The organism is Synechococcus sp. RC10B2, from assembly GCF_047502635.1.
In genome coordinates this window covers 54,739-72,188 of the sequence record NZ_JANSHO010000059.1, presented here as the reverse complement: position 1 = coordinate 72,188, position 17,450 = coordinate 54,739, and the positions used below count along the sequence as shown (strand labels likewise).

At 59.8% G+C, this 17,450-nt stretch carries 11 protein-coding genes and 1 tRNA gene; 5 read left to right on the top strand and 7 right to left on the bottom strand.

Annotated elements, in window-relative coordinates:
- Positions 1 to 196: 196 nt before the first annotated feature.
- Positions 197 to 1,870, top strand: coding sequence for a serine/threonine-protein kinase (locus NW855_RS08165; protein ID WP_011430705.1), 1,674 nt, complete (start codon positions 197 to 199; stop codon positions 1,868 to 1,870).
- Positions 1,871 to 1,888: 18 nt separating this feature from the next.
- On the opposite strand, the gene NW855_RS08160 is transcribed toward NW855_RS08165, so the two are convergent.
- Positions 1,889 to 2,380, bottom strand: coding sequence for a hypothetical protein (locus NW855_RS08160; RefSeq protein ID WP_011430706.1), 492 nt, complete (start codon positions 2,378 to 2,380; stop codon positions 1,889 to 1,891).
- Positions 2,381 to 2,429: 49 nt separating this feature from the next.
- On the opposite strand from NW855_RS08160, the gene NW855_RS08155 reads away from it, so the two are divergent.
- Together NW855_RS08155 and NW855_RS08150 are read left to right on the top strand one after the other, a co-directional pair.
- Positions 2,430 to 2,503, top strand: a tRNA-Asp gene (locus tag NW855_RS08155).
- Between the two features lie 83 nt (positions 2,504 to 2,586).
- The gene (locus tag NW855_RS08150; protein ID WP_011430707.1) at positions 2,587 to 3,648 is read left to right on the top strand and encodes a histidinol-phosphate transaminase; all 1,062 of its coding nucleotides are present in this window, start codon (positions 2,587 to 2,589) and stop codon (positions 3,646 to 3,648) included.
- Positions 3,649 to 3,671: 23 nt separating this feature from the next.
- Here NW855_RS08150 and NW855_RS08145 read toward each other — a convergent pair whose 3' ends face one another.
- On the bottom strand, positions 3,672 to 5,684 hold the full coding sequence (locus NW855_RS08145; RefSeq protein ID WP_414508649.1) for a hypothetical protein: 2,013 nt from the start codon (positions 5,682 to 5,684) through the stop codon (positions 3,672 to 3,674).
- 2,619 nt (positions 5,685 to 8,303) lie between these two features.
- Between NW855_RS08145 and NW855_RS08140 the strand changes: the two genes are divergently transcribed.
- Positions 8,304 to 8,777: an Hsp20/alpha crystallin family protein gene (locus NW855_RS08140; protein ID WP_011430710.1), complete on the top strand. Its 474-nt coding sequence runs from the start codon at positions 8,304 to 8,306 to the stop codon at positions 8,775 to 8,777.
- Positions 8,778 to 8,823: 46 nt separating this feature from the next.
- On the opposite strand, the gene NW855_RS08135 is transcribed toward NW855_RS08140, so the two are convergent.
- The 5 genes from NW855_RS08135 to NW855_RS08115 all read right to left on the bottom strand — a co-directional run bounded on the left by NW855_RS08135 (position 8,824) and on the right by NW855_RS08115 (position 15,580).
- Positions 8,824 to 9,606, bottom strand: a complete 783-nt coding sequence (locus NW855_RS08135; protein WP_011430711.1) for an S-adenosyl-l-methionine hydroxide adenosyltransferase family protein — start codon at positions 9,604 to 9,606, stop codon at positions 8,824 to 8,826.
- 64 nt (positions 9,607 to 9,670) lie between these two features.
- Positions 9,671 to 10,426: a response regulator transcription factor gene (locus NW855_RS08130; RefSeq protein WP_011430714.1), complete on the bottom strand. Its 756-nt coding sequence runs from the start codon at positions 10,424 to 10,426 to the stop codon at positions 9,671 to 9,673.
- 147 nt (positions 10,427 to 10,573) lie between these two features.
- Positions 10,574 to 12,352, bottom strand: a complete 1,779-nt coding sequence (locus NW855_RS08125) for an ABC transporter ATP-binding protein (protein ID WP_011430715.1) — start codon at positions 12,350 to 12,352, stop codon at positions 10,574 to 10,576.
- 150 nt (positions 12,353 to 12,502) lie between these two features.
- Complete coding sequence (locus tag NW855_RS08120; protein ID WP_011430716.1) at positions 12,503 to 13,843, bottom strand: FIST N-terminal domain-containing protein; 1,341 nt, start codon at positions 13,841 to 13,843, stop codon at positions 12,503 to 12,505.
- A 93-nt stretch (positions 13,844 to 13,936) separates the two neighbouring features.
- Entirely contained in the window at positions 13,937 to 15,580 is a 1,644-nt protein-coding gene (locus NW855_RS08115; RefSeq protein ID WP_414402446.1) for a LysM peptidoglycan-binding domain-containing protein, read from the bottom strand.
- 348 nt (positions 15,581 to 15,928) lie between these two features.
- Here NW855_RS08115 and cysS point away from each other — a divergent pair, with 348 nt between their 5' ends.
- Complete coding sequence (gene cysS, locus NW855_RS08110) at positions 15,929 to 17,449, top strand: cysteine--tRNA ligase (RefSeq protein WP_011430718.1); 1,521 nt, start codon at positions 15,929 to 15,931, stop codon at positions 17,447 to 17,449.
- Position 17,450: the final 1 nt, after the last annotated feature.

Below are 17,450 nucleotides of genomic sequence, written 5' to 3'. Positions count from 1 at the left end.
CTCCCCAAAGCGACACAATCTAAGCGATTTCTCTGATTGAGCCCAAGTGGGCAAACGCTAGGATCAGCCTGTTCGAGGCGGATGCGCAAGATTTTTCTCTCCTTGGTCTAGGCTAGATGTATCTCTAGCAACTTGCTTGCCCGCCCATCGGCCCCGTCTCGGTTACCTAGACGTCAGCCGGTAGCGCCTGAATGATATGCCCAACTGCTACTGCCTCAATCCGGACTGTCTGCGGCCGGAAAATCCCCCGGCTGCCTCCACCTGTGCCTTCTGCGGGCAGCCGCTGCTGCTGCGCAATCGCTATCGCGCCTTCAAGCGTCTGGGGCAGGGGGGATTTGGCGCCACCTTCTTGGCCCGCGATGAGGACATGCCCTCCAAGCCCTGGCGGGTGATCAAGCAGTTGCGCCCGGCTGAAAATTCGCCCCAACTGGCCAGGCTGGCGGAGGAACTGTTTAACCGCGAGGCCGAGGTGTTGGAGCGCCTGGGGGAGCACTCGCAAATCCCCAAGCTCTACGCCCACTTCCAAGAAGGCGGCAAATTCTACTTGGTGCAGGAGTTTATTGAGGGGATCACGCTTGCCCAGGAGATGCGGCGCAACGGGCCTTTTTCCGAAGAACAGGCTCGGCAGGTGATGCAGGAGGTGCTGCTCATCCTCAGCTATGTCCACAGCCACAACACCGTCCACCGCGACATCAAGCCGGCCAACCTGATTCGCCGCAAAGAAGATGGCCGCCTGGTGCTAATCGACTTTGGGGCGGTGAAGCAGCTTGGGCCAGGCCACACGTTGTCGGAGGAGGGAACGGCCATTCGCTCCCTGGGCTTTTCTCCGCCGGAGCAGATGGCCGGCCAGGCGGTAGGCCCCGCCAGCGATCTCTACGCGCTGGCCGCCACCTGCCTCAACTTGATGACCCTGGAGTCGCCGGCCAAGTTTTACGACCACAACACGGGCCAATGGGATTGGTCGGATCGCCTGCAGCTCAGCCCCGAGTTCGACGCCATTTTGCGCCGCATGCTGCACCCGGTTATCAGCCAGCGCTTTGCCACGGCTACCGAGGCGTTGCGGGCTCTGCAAGGGATCCCGGTGCAGGAGGGCCCGCCTTCCTCGCCGGTCATCTTGCCCCCTTCTCCCTTGACTGCCGGCTCCAGCCCGTTGCTGATCTCCGACCATTGGACCAGACGCCGTTCAACCTCCCCCCCCCCTGCCCGAACAGATGGGTTCTCGCCTACGCCGCTCCCTCGGCCCGGCGCGGGAGACATGCTGCCCCTGGGATCGGTTCCCACCGGCTGGGGGAGCACCACCGGTTTTACCCAACTGGGCCAAGCCAGCCGCATCACCGGCGGCGGGCAGATCAAGCCAGCCACCCCGCCGCGCATCCCGTCTTTGGCGGGGGCGGATCTGCGGGGCAAGTCTTTTGCCAACCAGAACTTAGCCGGTTACGACTTGCGCTGCGCCGACCTGCGGGGGGCCGATTTTTCGGGGGCCAACCTGCAGGGAGCCGATCTGCGCGGGATCCGCTTCAACACACCGCAACCCCGCTGGCTGCGCTTTTTGAGCCGGCTCCTCGGCTCGGCCAAAACCTTGGGCGAGATCCTAGCAGGCCTGGGAGGGCTCTTGGGAGCCGGGAGCCTGGCGTTTTTGCTCGTCCATCTCGCCACGCGCAATGTGGTTTATGCCTTGGGGGCGGCTGGGATGGCTTTGGTGGTAGCCGGGTCGGTGCTCTGGTCTGCAGGCGGCAGAACTTCCCTGCCACGCCAAGCCGAAGAAAAGGGCAAGCGCTTCACCAGCTTTTACAAAGCGGATCTGCGAGGGGCACAGATGGATAGGAAGCTGCGGGAGTTCGCCCGCCGCCAGGGTGCCATCTTGAGCTAGAGCAGATCCGTTCCCGCCTTAGGCTATGGGAGGAAGGCCTCTGCGGAGGGCCTGGCTCACCTGCTCCGCCAGAGGTCGGCAGGCCACGGCTTTCCCTTGCCGCCGATCCCCTGCCTGGTCGTAAAAGACGATGCCTTCGGCGCGGGAAAGGCCCAGGGCCAAAAACAGCAGCTCCAAAACCCCAAAGGAGGTGGCCTCTAAGTCCGGCGCTTGCTGCCGAAGTTCCGCCAGCGTGGCTTGGGCATCTTCCAGGTGGCCAAAGGCCGGGATCCACAGATGGCCGGGGGGCTCGGGTTCTGGGGGGGAGTCCGCCCCGGCGGAGCTTTCCACCACCCGCACCGTCAGCCAGCCACCATCGGGGTAGCGCAAGGTGGTGTACTGCAGGTGATCCAGGTGTTGGGCCACCTGGGTGAGCACCTCCGCCACCTGCTGCATCGCCGCTGTCGGGATCCCGTTCTGCGGGGCCTCCTCTACCAGCGTTGCTGCCTGGGCCGCCAGACTAGATACCATGATTGACAACCATCCTCATCTAAGTTCAGAATAGGTATTCGCAGCTCCTGGGGCTGTAGTTCAATTGGTTAGAGCACCGCCCTGTCACGGCGGAAGTTGCGGGTTCGAGCCCCGTCAGCCCCGTACCTGTTAGGAACACTGTAGCCTACATCGGCAAGCGGGTCAGCCCTGCTATTATAGGTACCTTGCTCCGTTAGGGTAGGGAGATGTGTGCCTTGCGGTATCTGCGCCCGGATTTGCTTCACCTCAAGCCCTATGATGCCGTGCCGCCCCAAGCTGCCGACAAGTTGGATGCAAACGAGTTTCCCTGGGATTGGCCGGTGGGCTTCAAGCAGAAACTCTCCCTCCTCTGGGAAAAAGGGATCCCGAGCAACCGCTACCCCGATGCTCATCACCAGGGCCTCAAGCAGGCCATCGCCGCCTATGCCGGGGCAGATCCGGCCCAGATTAGCCTGGGCAACGGTTCCGACGAGCTAATCCGCTCCCTGCTCATCGCCACCTGTGTGGGCGAGCGGGGCAGCGTTTTGGTTGCAGAGCCCACCTTTTCCATGTACGCCATCCTAGCCCAGAGCCTGGGGATCCCGGTGGTGCGGGTGCCCCGCCATCCCGAGACGTTTGCTCTGGATCTGGGGCGGTGTCAACAGGCCGTAGCGGAGCAGCGGGTGCGGGTGGTGTGCTTGGTAGATCCCAATTCGCCCACCGGCAATGGCCTGAGCACCGCTGAGTGGGAGTGGGTTGAAGGGTTGCCCGCCGAGATTTTGGTGATCCTCGATGAGGCCTATTTTGAGTTCAGCCAGCACACGGCCCTGCCCAAGCTGGCGGAGCACCCCAACTGGGTTATCTTGCGCACCTTCTCCAAAGCCTTTCGCCTGGCAGCTCACCGGGTGGGCTATGCCATCGGCCATCCGCAGCTTATCCAGGTGCTGGACTCCATCCGCCTGCCCTACAATCTCTCGGCCATCTCCCAGTGGGCCGTTCAGATCGCCCTGGAACATGCCGAGGAGTTTTTGGCCGACCTACCCCTCATCCGTCAGGAACGAGATGCCCTCTACCAAGCCCTGCAGGAACTGCCGGGGGTGCGGGTGTGGCCCAGCCAGGCCAATTTTCTCTACTTCCGGGTGGCAGGATGGGATCCCCAGGATCTGCAGCGGGCCTGGCAAGAGCTGGGAACTTGTGTGCGCTGTACCGGCGGCGGGCTGCGCCTAACGGTGGGCACCCCTGAAGAAAACCAACGCGCCCTGGAGCGGCTGCGGCAGATCTTGCGGTAGTTGGCTCTACTTCCAACTCCTTCTCAACCTGGGCCGAGCAATCGCTGAATCAGGCTATGAACTTGCTGGAGCTGCCTCTCGTTGAGCCGCTTCAGTTCCTCGCGGATTGCCACTTGCAGTCTCTGAGCTTCAGTTTGCTCCCGCTGCAGCAGCCAACTTTGAACAGGGCTGGGGTGCTCCACGAAGTCATGTGGCCAGGGATCCCATTCCTCCAGCTCGGGCTCTGCCTGGGGCAGTTGCTCACGCCAGCGCTCTTGAGCGCGGCTAAACTCCTCCGCCAAAAGATCGGTCGGTCGTCCCTCCGCCTGCAGAGAATCTCTGTACTTCTTGTGAACCAAAAGCCAGCGCTGCCGAATCTGAGAGCGTTGCCATCTTGGGATTCTACCGATTCTGTTTTCAGCAAAGCGCTCATAAAACCTGAGCGCATCTCGGTAGCAGCCCAGTCGCTCGTAGGCTAGGCCCACCTCCAGCGGCTGCAGCCACCAAGCGTGCTCCCCGCGCACACTGCTTACCACTTCCTGCAGAAAATCCCGCAGTCCAGGGAGCTTCCACCTCAGCTCATCCCAGTTGGTTTCCATGTCTCGAGCCATGCTGGCCACCAACTCGTAGTCATGTCCGCGCTGCCACGCCTGTGGGTGGGCCTGAACCACTTCCCAAAGCCTGCACCACTCGCGGCGCCGGATCAGGATTCGCAGCAGCAGCGGCCACTCTTTCAAGCGCTCCAGGCTGAGAATGACGTCGTTGATGTACTCCTCCCACTCGCCCGCGAGGGGACGTCCCGCCTCCTGCCATTTGCTCACCACTGCTGCGTCCTGCCGGTCTTTGGATAGCCACCTCACCTGGCCAGGCGGCTTCTCCAATTGGATCTTGGCTCGGTAGTAGCGGGAATGCTCCGTTTGGCCACCTTGATCCCAAATGGCAACTGCCTCCTCAAGTTTTTGTTGCTGGAAATAACAGATGCCGAGAATCTTGTGATATTGCCCTGCGAACGGCTGCCGCTGGCCAAGAAAGGCCAAACGCTCCCTCAAAGCCTCAAGAGTCTCTTGCCAAAAAAGTTCACGATCCTCCGGCTTAGGACAAAAAGTCCCTAGGTTATCGAAAACTTCCTCCAGCTCCGCCAAAAACTTCTCCACACAAACCTTCCAAGTCAGATCCGAATGCTTCGGGCTGACCTCAACGCTCAACCAATCTCGCACTCGAACTATCTGTCGAAAGCGCTCCATGGACTTGGCAGAGCTGCTTTGGGTTACCACCATCAAATCCACCAGAGGACCGTAGTTAGGGATCTCGGAGCACCTGGCAAAGTGAGTAGAACGATGCTGCTGCAACTCTGACCAGGCTTTTGCCTTCCAAAAGCACTCCCAGGCTTCTCGGATGAGATTTCTATTGGGTAGGGCGGATCTTTCCAAGCTTAAAAACTGACGGCCTGCAGAAACGTAATCCCTCTGCAGCTTGAGGATCCAAGCTTGGCATTCCTGTTCTAATTTCTGGTTGCCTGCCTGCCGAGCAAAGGCGCGCGCATCTTCCAAGAGCTCAGGATTTCCCTCCTCTACCCCTTGCCTAAGAAACCCAAGAGCCAAGTCCAGCACATCCTGTAAGTTTTTATCCGTCCAGTATTGGATGCCAGTGCCTTGAGCGAAGCCGGCCAGTACAGGCGGATGCGTTTGCCATTGGGATCGATCGGGCTGCAAATGAGAGTGATTGAGCCAAAAGTCAATCTCCAAGGCAGGATCCCAGAATTCCCGCCAGCCGGCTGCAGTATCCACAACAGCTAAGGCTTCGATGGGGCGGGTAATACCAACGTATAGCTGGTTGAGAAAATAATGTAGTTGCAGGGATACCTTCTCTGCAGCTTCTTGAGCGTAGTGGTTAAGCCTTCGGCTAAAGTTTTGTCGATAGCAGTCGCCAAACTTGTAGAGAATGATCTTTTTGAACTCCATGCCCTTGACAGCGGTAACAGTCTGCAGCAGCGCCGGCTTGAGATTTTGCTCCAGCTCTTCGGCAAAAACCCTCTGGAGGTCGGGATCTTGGCGCACGTAGTCCAGCTCCTCTCCTATAGAACAAGGCAGGATGCAAACTGTACCCGTGCTGTTCCTGAGCATACTCCTCAGCTCATGTTGAGTTAAGTTCTTGTCTTGGCCATCCAGTACAAACTTTTGAGCTGGCCTCCCCGGTTCCTGAAAACGCCAAGGCTGCTGTGGGCAAATCCCCCGATCATTGCTAAGAACTCGCCGCCACAAGTTGATAAGGTTGCTAAAACGAGTAATCTGAGGGCTACAGCGGTAATTATTTTTTAACTCCCGGGGACTTGGAATCTCGAGAGAATGGCCGGGCAACAAGTAAGCACGGATATGCTCGTAGAGATACCTCCTCAGGGCACCCCAACGAAATCCTGTAGGATTGATAGTTTGCAGAGGATCCCCAGCAAAAGCATAAGGTAAACGCTCGATAGCCCAATCCAACTTATATTTTCCCCAGGGGGACAAGCAGAAAACAATATTCAGTTCAAGCTGGGTAAAGTCTTGAACCTCATCACAGAAAATGACTGGGTGAATTGATCTAAGAAAACCATTCTGTAACACATCCCTAGCCAAATCTTGATCGTCCCAGTAGCTTCCGTAGGTAGTTCGTTCTTGATAACCCGGCCAAACTTGCTCGTATATTCGATCAAAGACTTCTACATTTACAGTGCGGTCGGCTTGAGGCAATTCCCGATAGCAATCTGGATCCAAGTAGTCGCTTACTCCATAGCCCTTGATCAGAGTACGAATCGTATGCCAAGCTAATTCTACATCACTGCGGCCGCGGTACCAGCTCCGGAATCGATAAAAATTGACATATCGCTCCGGTTGATAGCGTTCTTGTCTCTCTGGTGGAAGGCAGCTTAACAGGTAGTCCTGGAAGGTGCTAAAGAAAGCTTGACATCGCTCAATTTCCCCTTCTGAGAAGTCACTGCCTCTCTCTCGGTAACGATGGTTGACCCGCAAAATTGTACTTACCTTGCTGCGGGCTTGCTGTACTAGACTCGGGCTATAGGTTAAAAAGAGAGGACGGTACTGAAAGCTTCCTTTGCTTGAATCCTTCAGGTAATGGCTGCAGTAATCAGCAAAACGGTAATACAACATCAGAGATTTGCCGCTCCCAGCTCGCCCGTTGATTAGTAGAGGCATAGAGGTGCTTTGGAGAATTTCTTCTTCCTCCATCGACAAAGCTAAGTTCCCCTCTGTAGTCTCCTGGATTTCCAGCCAGACGTTTTCATCTGCAACCATGGAGTCGGGGTAGGCGCGGCGGGCATATCGCTTCCAAATCTCTAAAGATTGTGGGTGTTGGAGAATATCCGGCTGATCGGCCCCCCTCCCAAATAGGCAAGTTCGGCGCCCCAGGTCAAACCGCTCTCTCTGCTCCGGAGCGTGGTCGTAAACTCCAATTAAAAATGGAGATAAGACTTTTTCCTGCTCACATACCTGCACCAGGCTGATAGCCAGATGTATCGAGCCTTCCCGCCAGCACCTAACCTCAGTTTCTGGATAAAACAGTGGTAGTTTCCAGTAGAGATTCCCTTTCTCATCGCCAATGATGAATTGCTCTACCGCCCGATACACTTGGCGCCGCTGTTCTAGAGAAAGGGCTTGCACTTGCCGAACCCATTCCCCGCTTTCCAACACAAGCCGCTCCTGGCGGTTGGGAGTATTTAAAAACTGTATCCAATCGTACAGTTCGTTGGGCAGAGGGAGGAGCTGGTTTTGCCGCGCTTCTTCTTGTTCATTTTCCGCTTGCCTTTGTGCCAGCCATGCCTGTAGCTGATCGTCAGACACCCAGTTCCTCACCCGCTCTTGATAGCTGGGATCCTGCCGCCGCTCCAGGAACTCTCGGTACTCGTGGCTGCCTCTCCCCCAAAGGCCAAACAAGACCAAAACCGGCACCTCTCCCAGATAGCGCAGATCAGCCACCAAGCGAACGTTGCGCCGGAGGTTGCGTTTCCAGTAGGGGTAGCGAACGTCGAACAACCGGCTTAAAAGGGTGCGATCCCCCTGCTCCAGCCGTTCTATCAGCTCCTCAAGGTTGTATGGCGCTCCTGCCTCCAAAACTTCTTCTGGGCAATACACGTACATGGGATCCCACTGCTCAAGCTGTCCTGGTTTGAAGGCCATCTTAGAGGCGGCCTGCCTTGTCTGTCAGGTCTCTCTCAAAACTTGCTACCAAACTGAGAGACTAACCAAACAACTTCAATTGAAGCTAGAGTTAGACTTTTAAGCTTTGATAAACTGTGCTGAACTGTTAGAGAATCCAGGCTGTTACCGCGCGGCCCTAACGCCCATGCCTCTGTCAAGCTGTCTGGCGGCAGCATTCTCAGCAGAAGCCGATCGAACCGGCAGAGAAAAGGTTGCGACAGGGATCCCGCTGGCTCTAGATGAGGTTGTCCAAAGTGAACTTTGGAGAAAGGTGATGGGATCCTCCCCTAGCTGGATCGGTTTGCCCTCCCTGCTGGCAACAGCGGTCTTGGATCATTGAAGCAGAACGGGGTTTGGATCCCATCTCGTCTCAATACAGCTTTTTCCGACGTGGGGGGAGTTCTGTAGAACGGTGGGATCCGGTTGTTACCCCTGTTGACCGGTTTTTCAAGAATTGTCCACCCTACTACCCAAGGAGCGGCTATGCAATTGGTTTACTTCACCCCCATCCTCGATGTGCGCGTGCAGCAAAGCACCCTTGACTTCCCGAGGCAGCAGAGCTCTGGAGAGCACCCTCGCACTTTCTTCCCCACGCCATTACAGGTTTGGGAGAGCGGCGAAGCCTACATCGTCCAGTTGTGGGCGCCGGGGGCCAATCGGGAACGCTTCCACATCGAGGCCACAGCCCAGCAGCTCTCCATCAGCGGTGAGATCCAGCTTCAAGGCCCTGAAGGTGCTGAATTACGCTACCAAGAGGTGGAGCCTCAGCCTTTTCAACGCACCCTCAAGCTAGCCAAAAGCATTCAGCCGGAAAAAGTCTCGGCCATCTACCGGGATGGCATTCTCACCCTCACCCTGCCCAAGGCCGATGCCGTGCGGGCGGTCAAAGTTCAGATAGGAACCTCAACTTCCGCAGCTGAGCCGGAAACTTTAACGGTGGAAAGCCAGCCTGCCTAGTCTCCCTTCTCCCCAAGCGAGAGGGGGCAGGGGGGAGGGAGTTCGGCTAGCTATCCCACTGCACGCGCACCTCGTCCCCTACTTTGAAATCCAAGGTGCGGCTGGCGTTGCCCCGGTTTTGCGCGATCTCCACCCAGCCGGAGCTGCCCACCAGGGCAAGCAGCTCGCCCTCGCTTCCCTCGGCAAAGGTGGCGGCGGAGCGGATGGTGATCCCCTTGATCCAGGCCCTCCAGTTGCGGCCCTCTACCCAGTTGCCAGGGAGAGTGGTGATGCCGTTGCCGAAGCGGTCGATGGACTGGATCACGCCGCGGCCGCCGTCGGGTTCTGCCTGAGGTGGCGGCCAGTCCCAGCGAACCAGCTCGGCCACATCCAAGGGATCCCCCAACTCTGCCAAGGGGATCCCGTTGGCCAGGTGGGCGGCCACGGGGGCAAAAATATCCCGCCCGTGAAAGGTACGGCTGGGGGAGGGGGTGCGCCAATAGCGGGGTCGGTTGAGTTCCACAGCAGCTAGAGGTGGGGATTGCTCCAGAACGCCGCTGAAGAGGCCATTGTCAGGGCCGACCAAATAGCCTCCTTGGGTTTGGATGGCCACCGCCCTTCGGCTGCTCCCCACCCCTGGATCTACCACCGCTAGGTGAATGGTTTCAGAAGGTAAATGGGGATAGGCCGTCATCAAGGCAAAACGGGCCGCTGCCACGTCCTGAGGCGGGATTTCGTGGCTAAGGTCGATAAACTGAACCTGGGGCGCGATCCCCCAAATCACCCCCTTCAGAATGCCCACGTAGGGATCCTGAAGACCAAAATCAGTGAGTAGGCTAATGACCTTCATTGGCGAGCTAAGCAGCGCTTGCCAGCCCTCTGGGAACTTTTAGCTCTCCTACGGCAGGTGGTTTTTACGGGGAAGAGGAGTCTTTTGCCAGTTCCGGCTGCAGCGGCTGGGGATCGGCAATGTTGGGCAGCTCCAGACAGTAGCCCGCCCCGTAGACAGTTTTGATGTACTGGGGGTGGCGCGGATCCGGCTCCAGCTTGGTGCGCAGATGGCGGATGTGGACGCGAATGGTCTCGATGTCGTCGTCGGGCTCGTAGCCCCACACTTCCTGCAGGATTTCGCTGGGGGAGACTGTCTGGCCGTGCCGCTGCATCAGGCAGTGGAGCAGGTCAAACTCCAGGTGGGTGAGCTTAATGGTTTTGCCAAACCACACCGCCTCGAAGCGCTCTGGCACCAGGGTGAGGGGGCCATAGGTGAGGATCTCGCCGTGTTTGGCCGTCTGGGGAATGCGATCGGCACGTCGCAGCAGGGCCCGCACCCGCACCAGCAGCTCCTGCACCTCAAAGGGTTTGGTCAGGTAGTCGTCGGCGCCAGCGTTGAAGCCTTCAATCTTGTCTTGGGTTTGGCCGAGGGCGGTGAGCATCAGGATCGGGATCTCGCTGGTGCGCTCCTCCCGCCGCAAGCGCTGGCAAACCGTCAGGCCGTCCACCTGGGGCAGCATCAGGTCGAGAATGATGAGATCCGGAAGAACCTGCAGAGCCAGTGCTTGTCCGCGTACCCCATCGGTGGCCTTCACGACCTCATAGCCCGCCAACTCCAGATTGATACGCAGAATATCCAGAATTGAAGGGTCGTCCTCAATGATGAGTATGCGAGCCATAGCCGGTTGCAGCCCAAACTGCGGATAAAACGTTTTGTTAAATCAGCTAACAAGAGTCCAAAGCTTTACGACTCAAAGTTTACTTAATTCTAGCCTCATTGCAAATCTGGCCGGGAGGCGGGTGGGCGCCGCTCCAGGGGAGACCCTTCATCCGGCTTGGCGGGCACGCTTTTTCGGATCCCCTTTGGGAATGGCGGCGATGAGGCGGCGGGTATAGTCCTGCTGCGGGTTCCGGTAGATCTGAGCGGCAGGGCCAATTTCTTCGATGCGGCCTCGGTTCATGACCAGAATGCGGTCGCTCATGAACTTGACCACGCTCAGGTCGTGGGAGATGAACAGATAGGTCAGTCCCAGCTCCTCCTGCAGATCCTTGAGCAAGTTCAGCACCTGGGCCTGTACGGAGACATCCAGGGAAGACACTGCCTCGTCGCAGACGAGCAGGCGCGGCTCCGAAGCCAGGGCGCGGGCAATGCAAATCCGCTGCCGCTGCCCGCCGGAAAACTGGTGGGGCAGACGATCCAGCGCCTCGGGATCCAACCCGACTCGTTCAAACAGGCGTTGGGCTCGTGCTCGCCGCTCGGCGGCGTTTCTCCCCATCCCGTGCAGCACCATCGGCTCCATGACGCTGGCTCCCACACTCATGCGCGGATCCAAAGAGGCTGCCGGATCCTGAAAGATAAGCTGGATCTCGCGGCGCAAGCGGCGCAGGCGCCGAGGCGGCAGGCGGAGCCAGTCTTCTCCGTCGTAGATTACCTGGCCGGAACTGGCGCGGATTAGACGCAACAGGGTTCGCCCCAGGGTGGTTTTGCCGCAGCCGGACTCGCCCACCACCCCCAGGGTTTCGCCTGGATACAGGTCGAAGCTGATCCCGTCCACAGCTCGGATCTCGCCCACCTGGCGGCCCAATGGCCCGCGACGGACGGCATAGTGGGTGCGCAACTCCCGCACCTGCAACAGAGGGGGCTGGCTGCATATCTGGCGCAGCCGTTCTTCCTCTTCGGCGGCTGGGATCTCCAGTTGCTGCCACCGCTCCTCGAGGGATCCCCCCTTTTCCTGGAAATCCTGGACGGTGGGCAGCCGCCGCAACCGCCGCTCCAACGGTGGGCGACAGGCCAGCAGGCCGCGGGTGTAGGGGTGCTGGGGATCCCAAAAGATCTGTTTCACCGATCCTTGTTCCACGGCTTGGCCCCGGCACATCACCACCACCTGATCCGCCAATTCCGCCACCAAATTGAGGTCGTGGGTGATGAAGAGGATCGCCATCTGTCGCTGCTGCTGCAGATCCCGGAGCAGGCGCAAGATCTCGGCTTGCACCGTTACATCCAAGGCGGTAGTCGGCTCATCAGCAATCAACAGCTTGGGGTTAGAGGCGATGGCACAGGCGATGGCCGCCCGCTGGATCTGGCCGCCGGAGAGCTGATGGGGATAGCGCTCCAGCATCTGGGGAGAAAGCTGCACTTCCTCAAACAGGCGGATGGCTTGGGCGCGGAGCTCCGCTGGGGGGAGGGAGGTGTGGGCCCTCAGGGTTTCCCGCAACTGCTGGCCACAGGTGTAGAGGGGGTTGAGGGCGGTGCTCGGCTCTTGGAAGATCATGGCGATCTGGGAGCCGCGGTAGCGCCGCCGTTGCCGGGGATCCAGCCGCAGCCAGTCCACTGTTCCCTGGGGGCCCTGAAAGAGAATGGTGCCTTCCACCCGAGCGGAGCTGGGCAGCAAGTCCATCAGCGTCAGGGCGGTTATGGTCTTGCCGGATCCGGATTCCCCCACTAAGCCCAGGACTTGTCCGGCCCCCAGTTGAAAGGACAGCCCATCCACCACCGGGGATCCCAAGCATTCTGCCTGGCTGCCGGCAGTGCGGCTGGGCAAGAAAACCCGCAACCCCTGAACAGTCAGAAGGGCAGAAGTGACAACCGGAGCGACATCGGCCATGGCTGAGGGCGGCGATCGAGGGATTGGCAGGATTATAGACCACCGCTCCAGCTTCCCTTCTTTCCCCGCTGGGGCAGCTCCAGGACTTCGGCAGCGTCGCTGAGGGAGTCTGGGTCTCAGCTACAAACTCAGCTCAGGATTGCCAAAACCTTAGCGGGCGGGCCGGAAGATCCCAAAGCAGGAGGTGTAGCCGTGCAAAAAGGTGGATCCCCCCACCGGGCCGATCTCGCCGTTGCAAAAAAAGCCCCCCAGGGGTAGCTCTCCCAGCAATTCCCGAAACCGTTGCGAGTCAAAGTTGGGGGTACCGTACAGCCCCTTGCCTCGTCCCAGGCAGGAGAACATCAGCGCCCCACAGGGATCCGGCTTGGGTTGAGAGGAGCGTTCTGCGGGGTAGCTTTGCTGTAGGTTGCGCTCGGCACAATAGCGGCTGAGGGCCCACCGCAGATCTTCCGCCGAAGTCTGGGCATCGCGCAGATGAAACTGCACCGTCTGGCCGGGGCGCACCCGATCCCCGATGGCGATCGCCCCCACCCGTGGATCGATGCCCAGGATCACGCGAATGAGAAAATCTCCCGACGTCGGCTCGGATTTGAACTCGTCCATCAGCAGGCCGATGAAGAGAGCTTGGCGGGCCAAGCGTTGATCCGATGGGCTGAGCCGTTCGGCCAAATCCTGTAAGACCGCCAAAGGAGGACGCCCCTCCAAGCTGAGGATCACATTCCCCTCCGCTTCGGTGACGCGCAAGGGATCCCCAATCGGGCGACATCCCTGAGCCACCACCGCATCTAGCACCACGTTGCCGGAGAGGGCCAGCCCCACCGTGCCTTCCCGATACAGCTCCCGCCGGGGTGTGGGGGTACGCGCATCCAGCAAAAACAGAGCATTGCCGCGAGGGCCGCGGCCGCCACTGGCCAATCCCCCCACCTTGACCGCCCCCGGATAGGCAAAATCCAGCCCTTGCAACAGCTCAGAGATTCGAGAGGAAAATCCATCCGCCAAGAGCAGAAAATGGGGCTTGCTCTGCGGCAAAACTCCAACCAAGTCTATCCAGGCCGAAGGAGGTGCATCCAAGTCGGGCAATTGGTTTCCCCGCAAATAAAAAGGGTGCAAGGCCACATCCGGCAGCACCGCCAAAGACAGCGACAGGGCCGGCCCCTCCTCAATTTCATGCCCCCCACCCACGATCCCGCCGCCGGAGCAGCCGATCAAAACGTCCACCTCCAACAGCTCCGACAACAGGGGCAGCACGCGAATGTACTCGCTGGCAAAGGCCGCCGACACAAACAGGATCCCCAAGTTGGGCCGCAGCGGCTGAGAGGGGACGTACCCGGTGAGCAGCCCCGGCAGGCTGCCGGATCCCACCGCCTGCACCTGTCGCGTCAGGGCGCTCTTCAGTTGGGCTACCTGGAGCTTAGCCTTAGCTTCCTCCACCACCTGCCGCAGAGCCGCTTCCAGAGAAGGGAGCTGGGAGAGCGCGTTCACCCACTGCATCGGCGTGTTCCTACGGTCTGGAGTTTGCTTTTTTAGGCTAGCAATTTATGCCCGGGACTGGCTGTTCTGCGCAGCCTCTTGTTTGAAACGTGTTTAGGGCAGATAGGGCCGCGGATCCACAGGCGCGCCCCCGCCGGGGCGGACTTCAAAGTGCAAGTGTGGCCCTGTGCTGCGGCCCGTATTGCCCCGGCTCATGATTACCTGGCCCTGCTGCACATACTGGCCCTTGGACACATAGATCCGGTGACCGTGGGCGTAGCGGGTAACGATCCCGTTGGGATGGCGAATATCGACGCGATTGCCGTAGCCATCCCCGGCATTGCCGGCAAAAATGACCTCCCCCTCCTGAACGGCTACAATGGGGGATCCCACCGGGCCGGGAATATCGACCCCCGCATGGAAGCGACCGCGACGGTAGCCAAAGCCGGAGGTGATTTGCCCCGCAACCGGCCAGATGAAGCCACTGCTGCGGGCCGGAGGAAGAGCTGGAGGAGGAGCTGCCGGCGCTGGCCGAGCTTGGGATTGGCTCCGGGCTCGTCGCCCGGGGGCCGGCGGGGCGGGCTGCGTGCCAGGCGCCGGAATTGTCAGGCGTTGGCCAATGCGTAGCCAGTGGGGATTGCGCAAGTTGTTAGCCTGGATGATCGACCGCTGCGTCACCCCATAGCGAGCGGCAATCCGCTCGATGGTGTCGCCAGCTCCCACCGTGTGGACCAGCGAGCCACCGGCCAAGAGGGCCTGTCGTTCTTGCTGCATCTGCTGGGCCTGGCGTTGCTGCTCGGCCTGTAATCGAGCTTGTTCCTGGGCTTCCTCTTCCTGGCGGCGGCGTTCTTCTGCCTCGCGGCGGGCGAGCATCTCGTTCTCGCGCCGGATCAGCTCGCCCACATCGCCGGGGATGAGCAGTCGTTGGCCAATGCGCAGATACTCAGGCCGATCCAGGGGAGTTGCCTCGATGATCCGCTGCTGCGGAACCCGGTAGCGGTTGGCAATGTCTTCCAGTGTATCTCCCGGCTTGACGCTGTAGATCAATCCCGGCTGGCTGGGGATCAGCAGCTTCTGCCCTGGCCGCAGCGGCGTACTGGCTTGAATGCCGTTGGAGACAGTGATGGCGGCGGCATCGAGCTGGTACATCTGGGTCAGATGCCAGAGGGTTTCCCCCGGCTGCACCTCATGCTCGAGAATGCCTCGGGGCCCTTCCCCAGTCGGAATCTGGCCCGCCTCGAAGGCTTGCCGCAGTTGGGCTTTTTTTTGCTCGTAGTTCTGCTGCAGGGCGCCGGACAGCGTGTGCACCGAGGGCGGAATCGGCTCCGCTAGCCGGGATCCCCAAGGGTGACGAGAAAGCTGGCGTTGATGCAGCGTGGCCACCCCCGCCAAGCCCAGCATGAGCAAGAGGCCGGTGGCCCACCTCGGGTAGCCCCGTCGCGCCGGAGCCAAGGTCGAGGGATCTGGATTTTCTAGCTCGGCTGGCTCATCGGAGGGGGCCGGCCCTGACTCTTCCAGGGCATCGGCGTGGGGATCGGCCTCCAGCTTCAGGAGCCACACCAGGCCCGTTAAGCTGAGAGAAAGGGCTAAGCCAGCCCACCGGAGTCTTGACGGGGCAGACAGAAGTGCCGGCTCTCCCCCCTCGGCAGCCCGCTCCTGAGCGGTCGGGATCCCTGCCGGATCCTTGGGCGGAGAAAGGGTGCTCACGGCAGCGCTATGGATGTCCAGCTCCCTCCCCTGGGCATCTGAGAACGTCAATCTTTGGGGCATCCTCACACCAACAGGCTGACACTAGAGTGAAAGAGAAGATGTCAAAATTGAGGCCAGCGGCCCCTTGCTGCAAGCTCCACCGAGGCCGGTGAAGCCCAAGCGCAGTTCGATAATGAATACGTTGGTTCGCACTCAGGTTAGAGTACCGTAGTTAATAAATCTAGACAAGTCTTTGCAGGTAACTTCAGCTAAAATGCTTGTCCCACAATGATTTCAGCCTTCGGCCTGTTGAGATTTTGTCGAGCCTTATCCGATGTAGAACAGAGTGTGCCACCGTGCCGATCTGGAAGATAAAGCCCGCTTTGCTGTAGCTGAAACTACAAACCAGGATTCTCCATGACTTTGGTTGTCTACAACACCTTGACTCGCCGTAAAGAAGTGTTTCAACCCTTCGGTGGCTCTGAGTCCATTTCTGCCGACGAGGCGGCGGGCGGGGAGAAGCCGCTGGTGCGGATGTACGTCTGCGGCGTCACGGTTTACGACCTCTGCCATCTCGGCCACGCGCGCACCTATGTGGTGTGGGATATGGTGCGTCGTTACCTGGAGTGCCGCGGCTACCGGGTGAAGTATGTGCAGAACTTTACCGACGTGGACGACAAGATCCTCAAGCGGGCCTTAGAGCGGGGCGAGTCGATGCAGGCGGTGGCGGAACGCTTCATCGCCGAGTATTTCCAAGATATGGATCGCCTCAACATCAAGCGGGCCGATCTCTACCCCAGGGCAACCCGATCGCTGCGGGCCATGTTCGAGCTGATCCAATCGCTGGAGCTCAAGGGCTTTGCCTACCGGGTACGGGATCCCCTCGCCCCTCAGGGGGAGACTCCTGCTTACGATGTCTACTATGCCGTCCGTAAGTTCCCGGATTACGGCCAGCTCTCCGGTCGCAAGCTGGAGGAGCTGGAGGCAGGGGCCAGCGGCCGGGTGGGAGAAGAGGGCGCTGGCAAACGGGATCCCTTTGACTTTGCCCTTTGGAAGGCGGCCCCCCCTTCCGAGCCGGGGTTTGAGTCCCCTTGGGGTTGGGGGCGACCGGGCTGGCACATCGAGTGTTCGGCCATGGTGCGAGAGACTCTGGGGGATCACATCGACATTCACGCTGGTGGGGCAGACCTCATTTTTCCCCACCACGAGAACGAGCTGGCCCAATCCGAGCCAATTACCGGCAAGCCGCTGGCCAAGTACTGGCTGCACAACGGCTTTGTCAACGTCAACGGCCAGAAGATGTCCAAATCTTTGGGCAACTTCACCACCCTACGACAGGCCCTTGCCCTCTATCACCCCATGGCCCTGCGGCTGTTCCTGCTGCAGACCCATTACCGCAGCCCGATTGACCTCACTGAAGCAGCAATGGAGGCGGCCAGCCACGGCTGGGAGACTCTCCAAAAAGGGATCCACTGCGCCCAGCAGTTTGGCCAAGGGGGATCCCCCGATTCCGAGGCGATGAGGGCTTTCCAGACGGCCATGGACGACGACTTCGGCACCCCTGGGGCGCTGGCTCTTGCCTTTGAGCTGGCCAAGGAACTGATCCGCGAGCACAACCTCTTGACCCACCAGGGCCACACCCACCTGCAGCCGCACTTGCTGAGGCAGAAGGGCGCCGCCCTGCTGGAGATCTTGGCCACGCTGGGCTTCTGCTGGCCCCAGCCTGCCCAGGGATCCGAGAAAGCTGCCGCCAACGGGGAACTGGCCAAGCTTCCACCCCTTGAAGACGCGCGGATTGAAGAGCTGGTGGCCCAACGCACGGCGGCCCGCAAGGCGAAAAACTTTGCCGAAGCCGATCGCATTCGGGAGCAGTTAAAGGCTCTGGGGATCACCCTTATCGACCAAAAAGACGGCACCACCCGTTGGCTGCGGCAGTAGG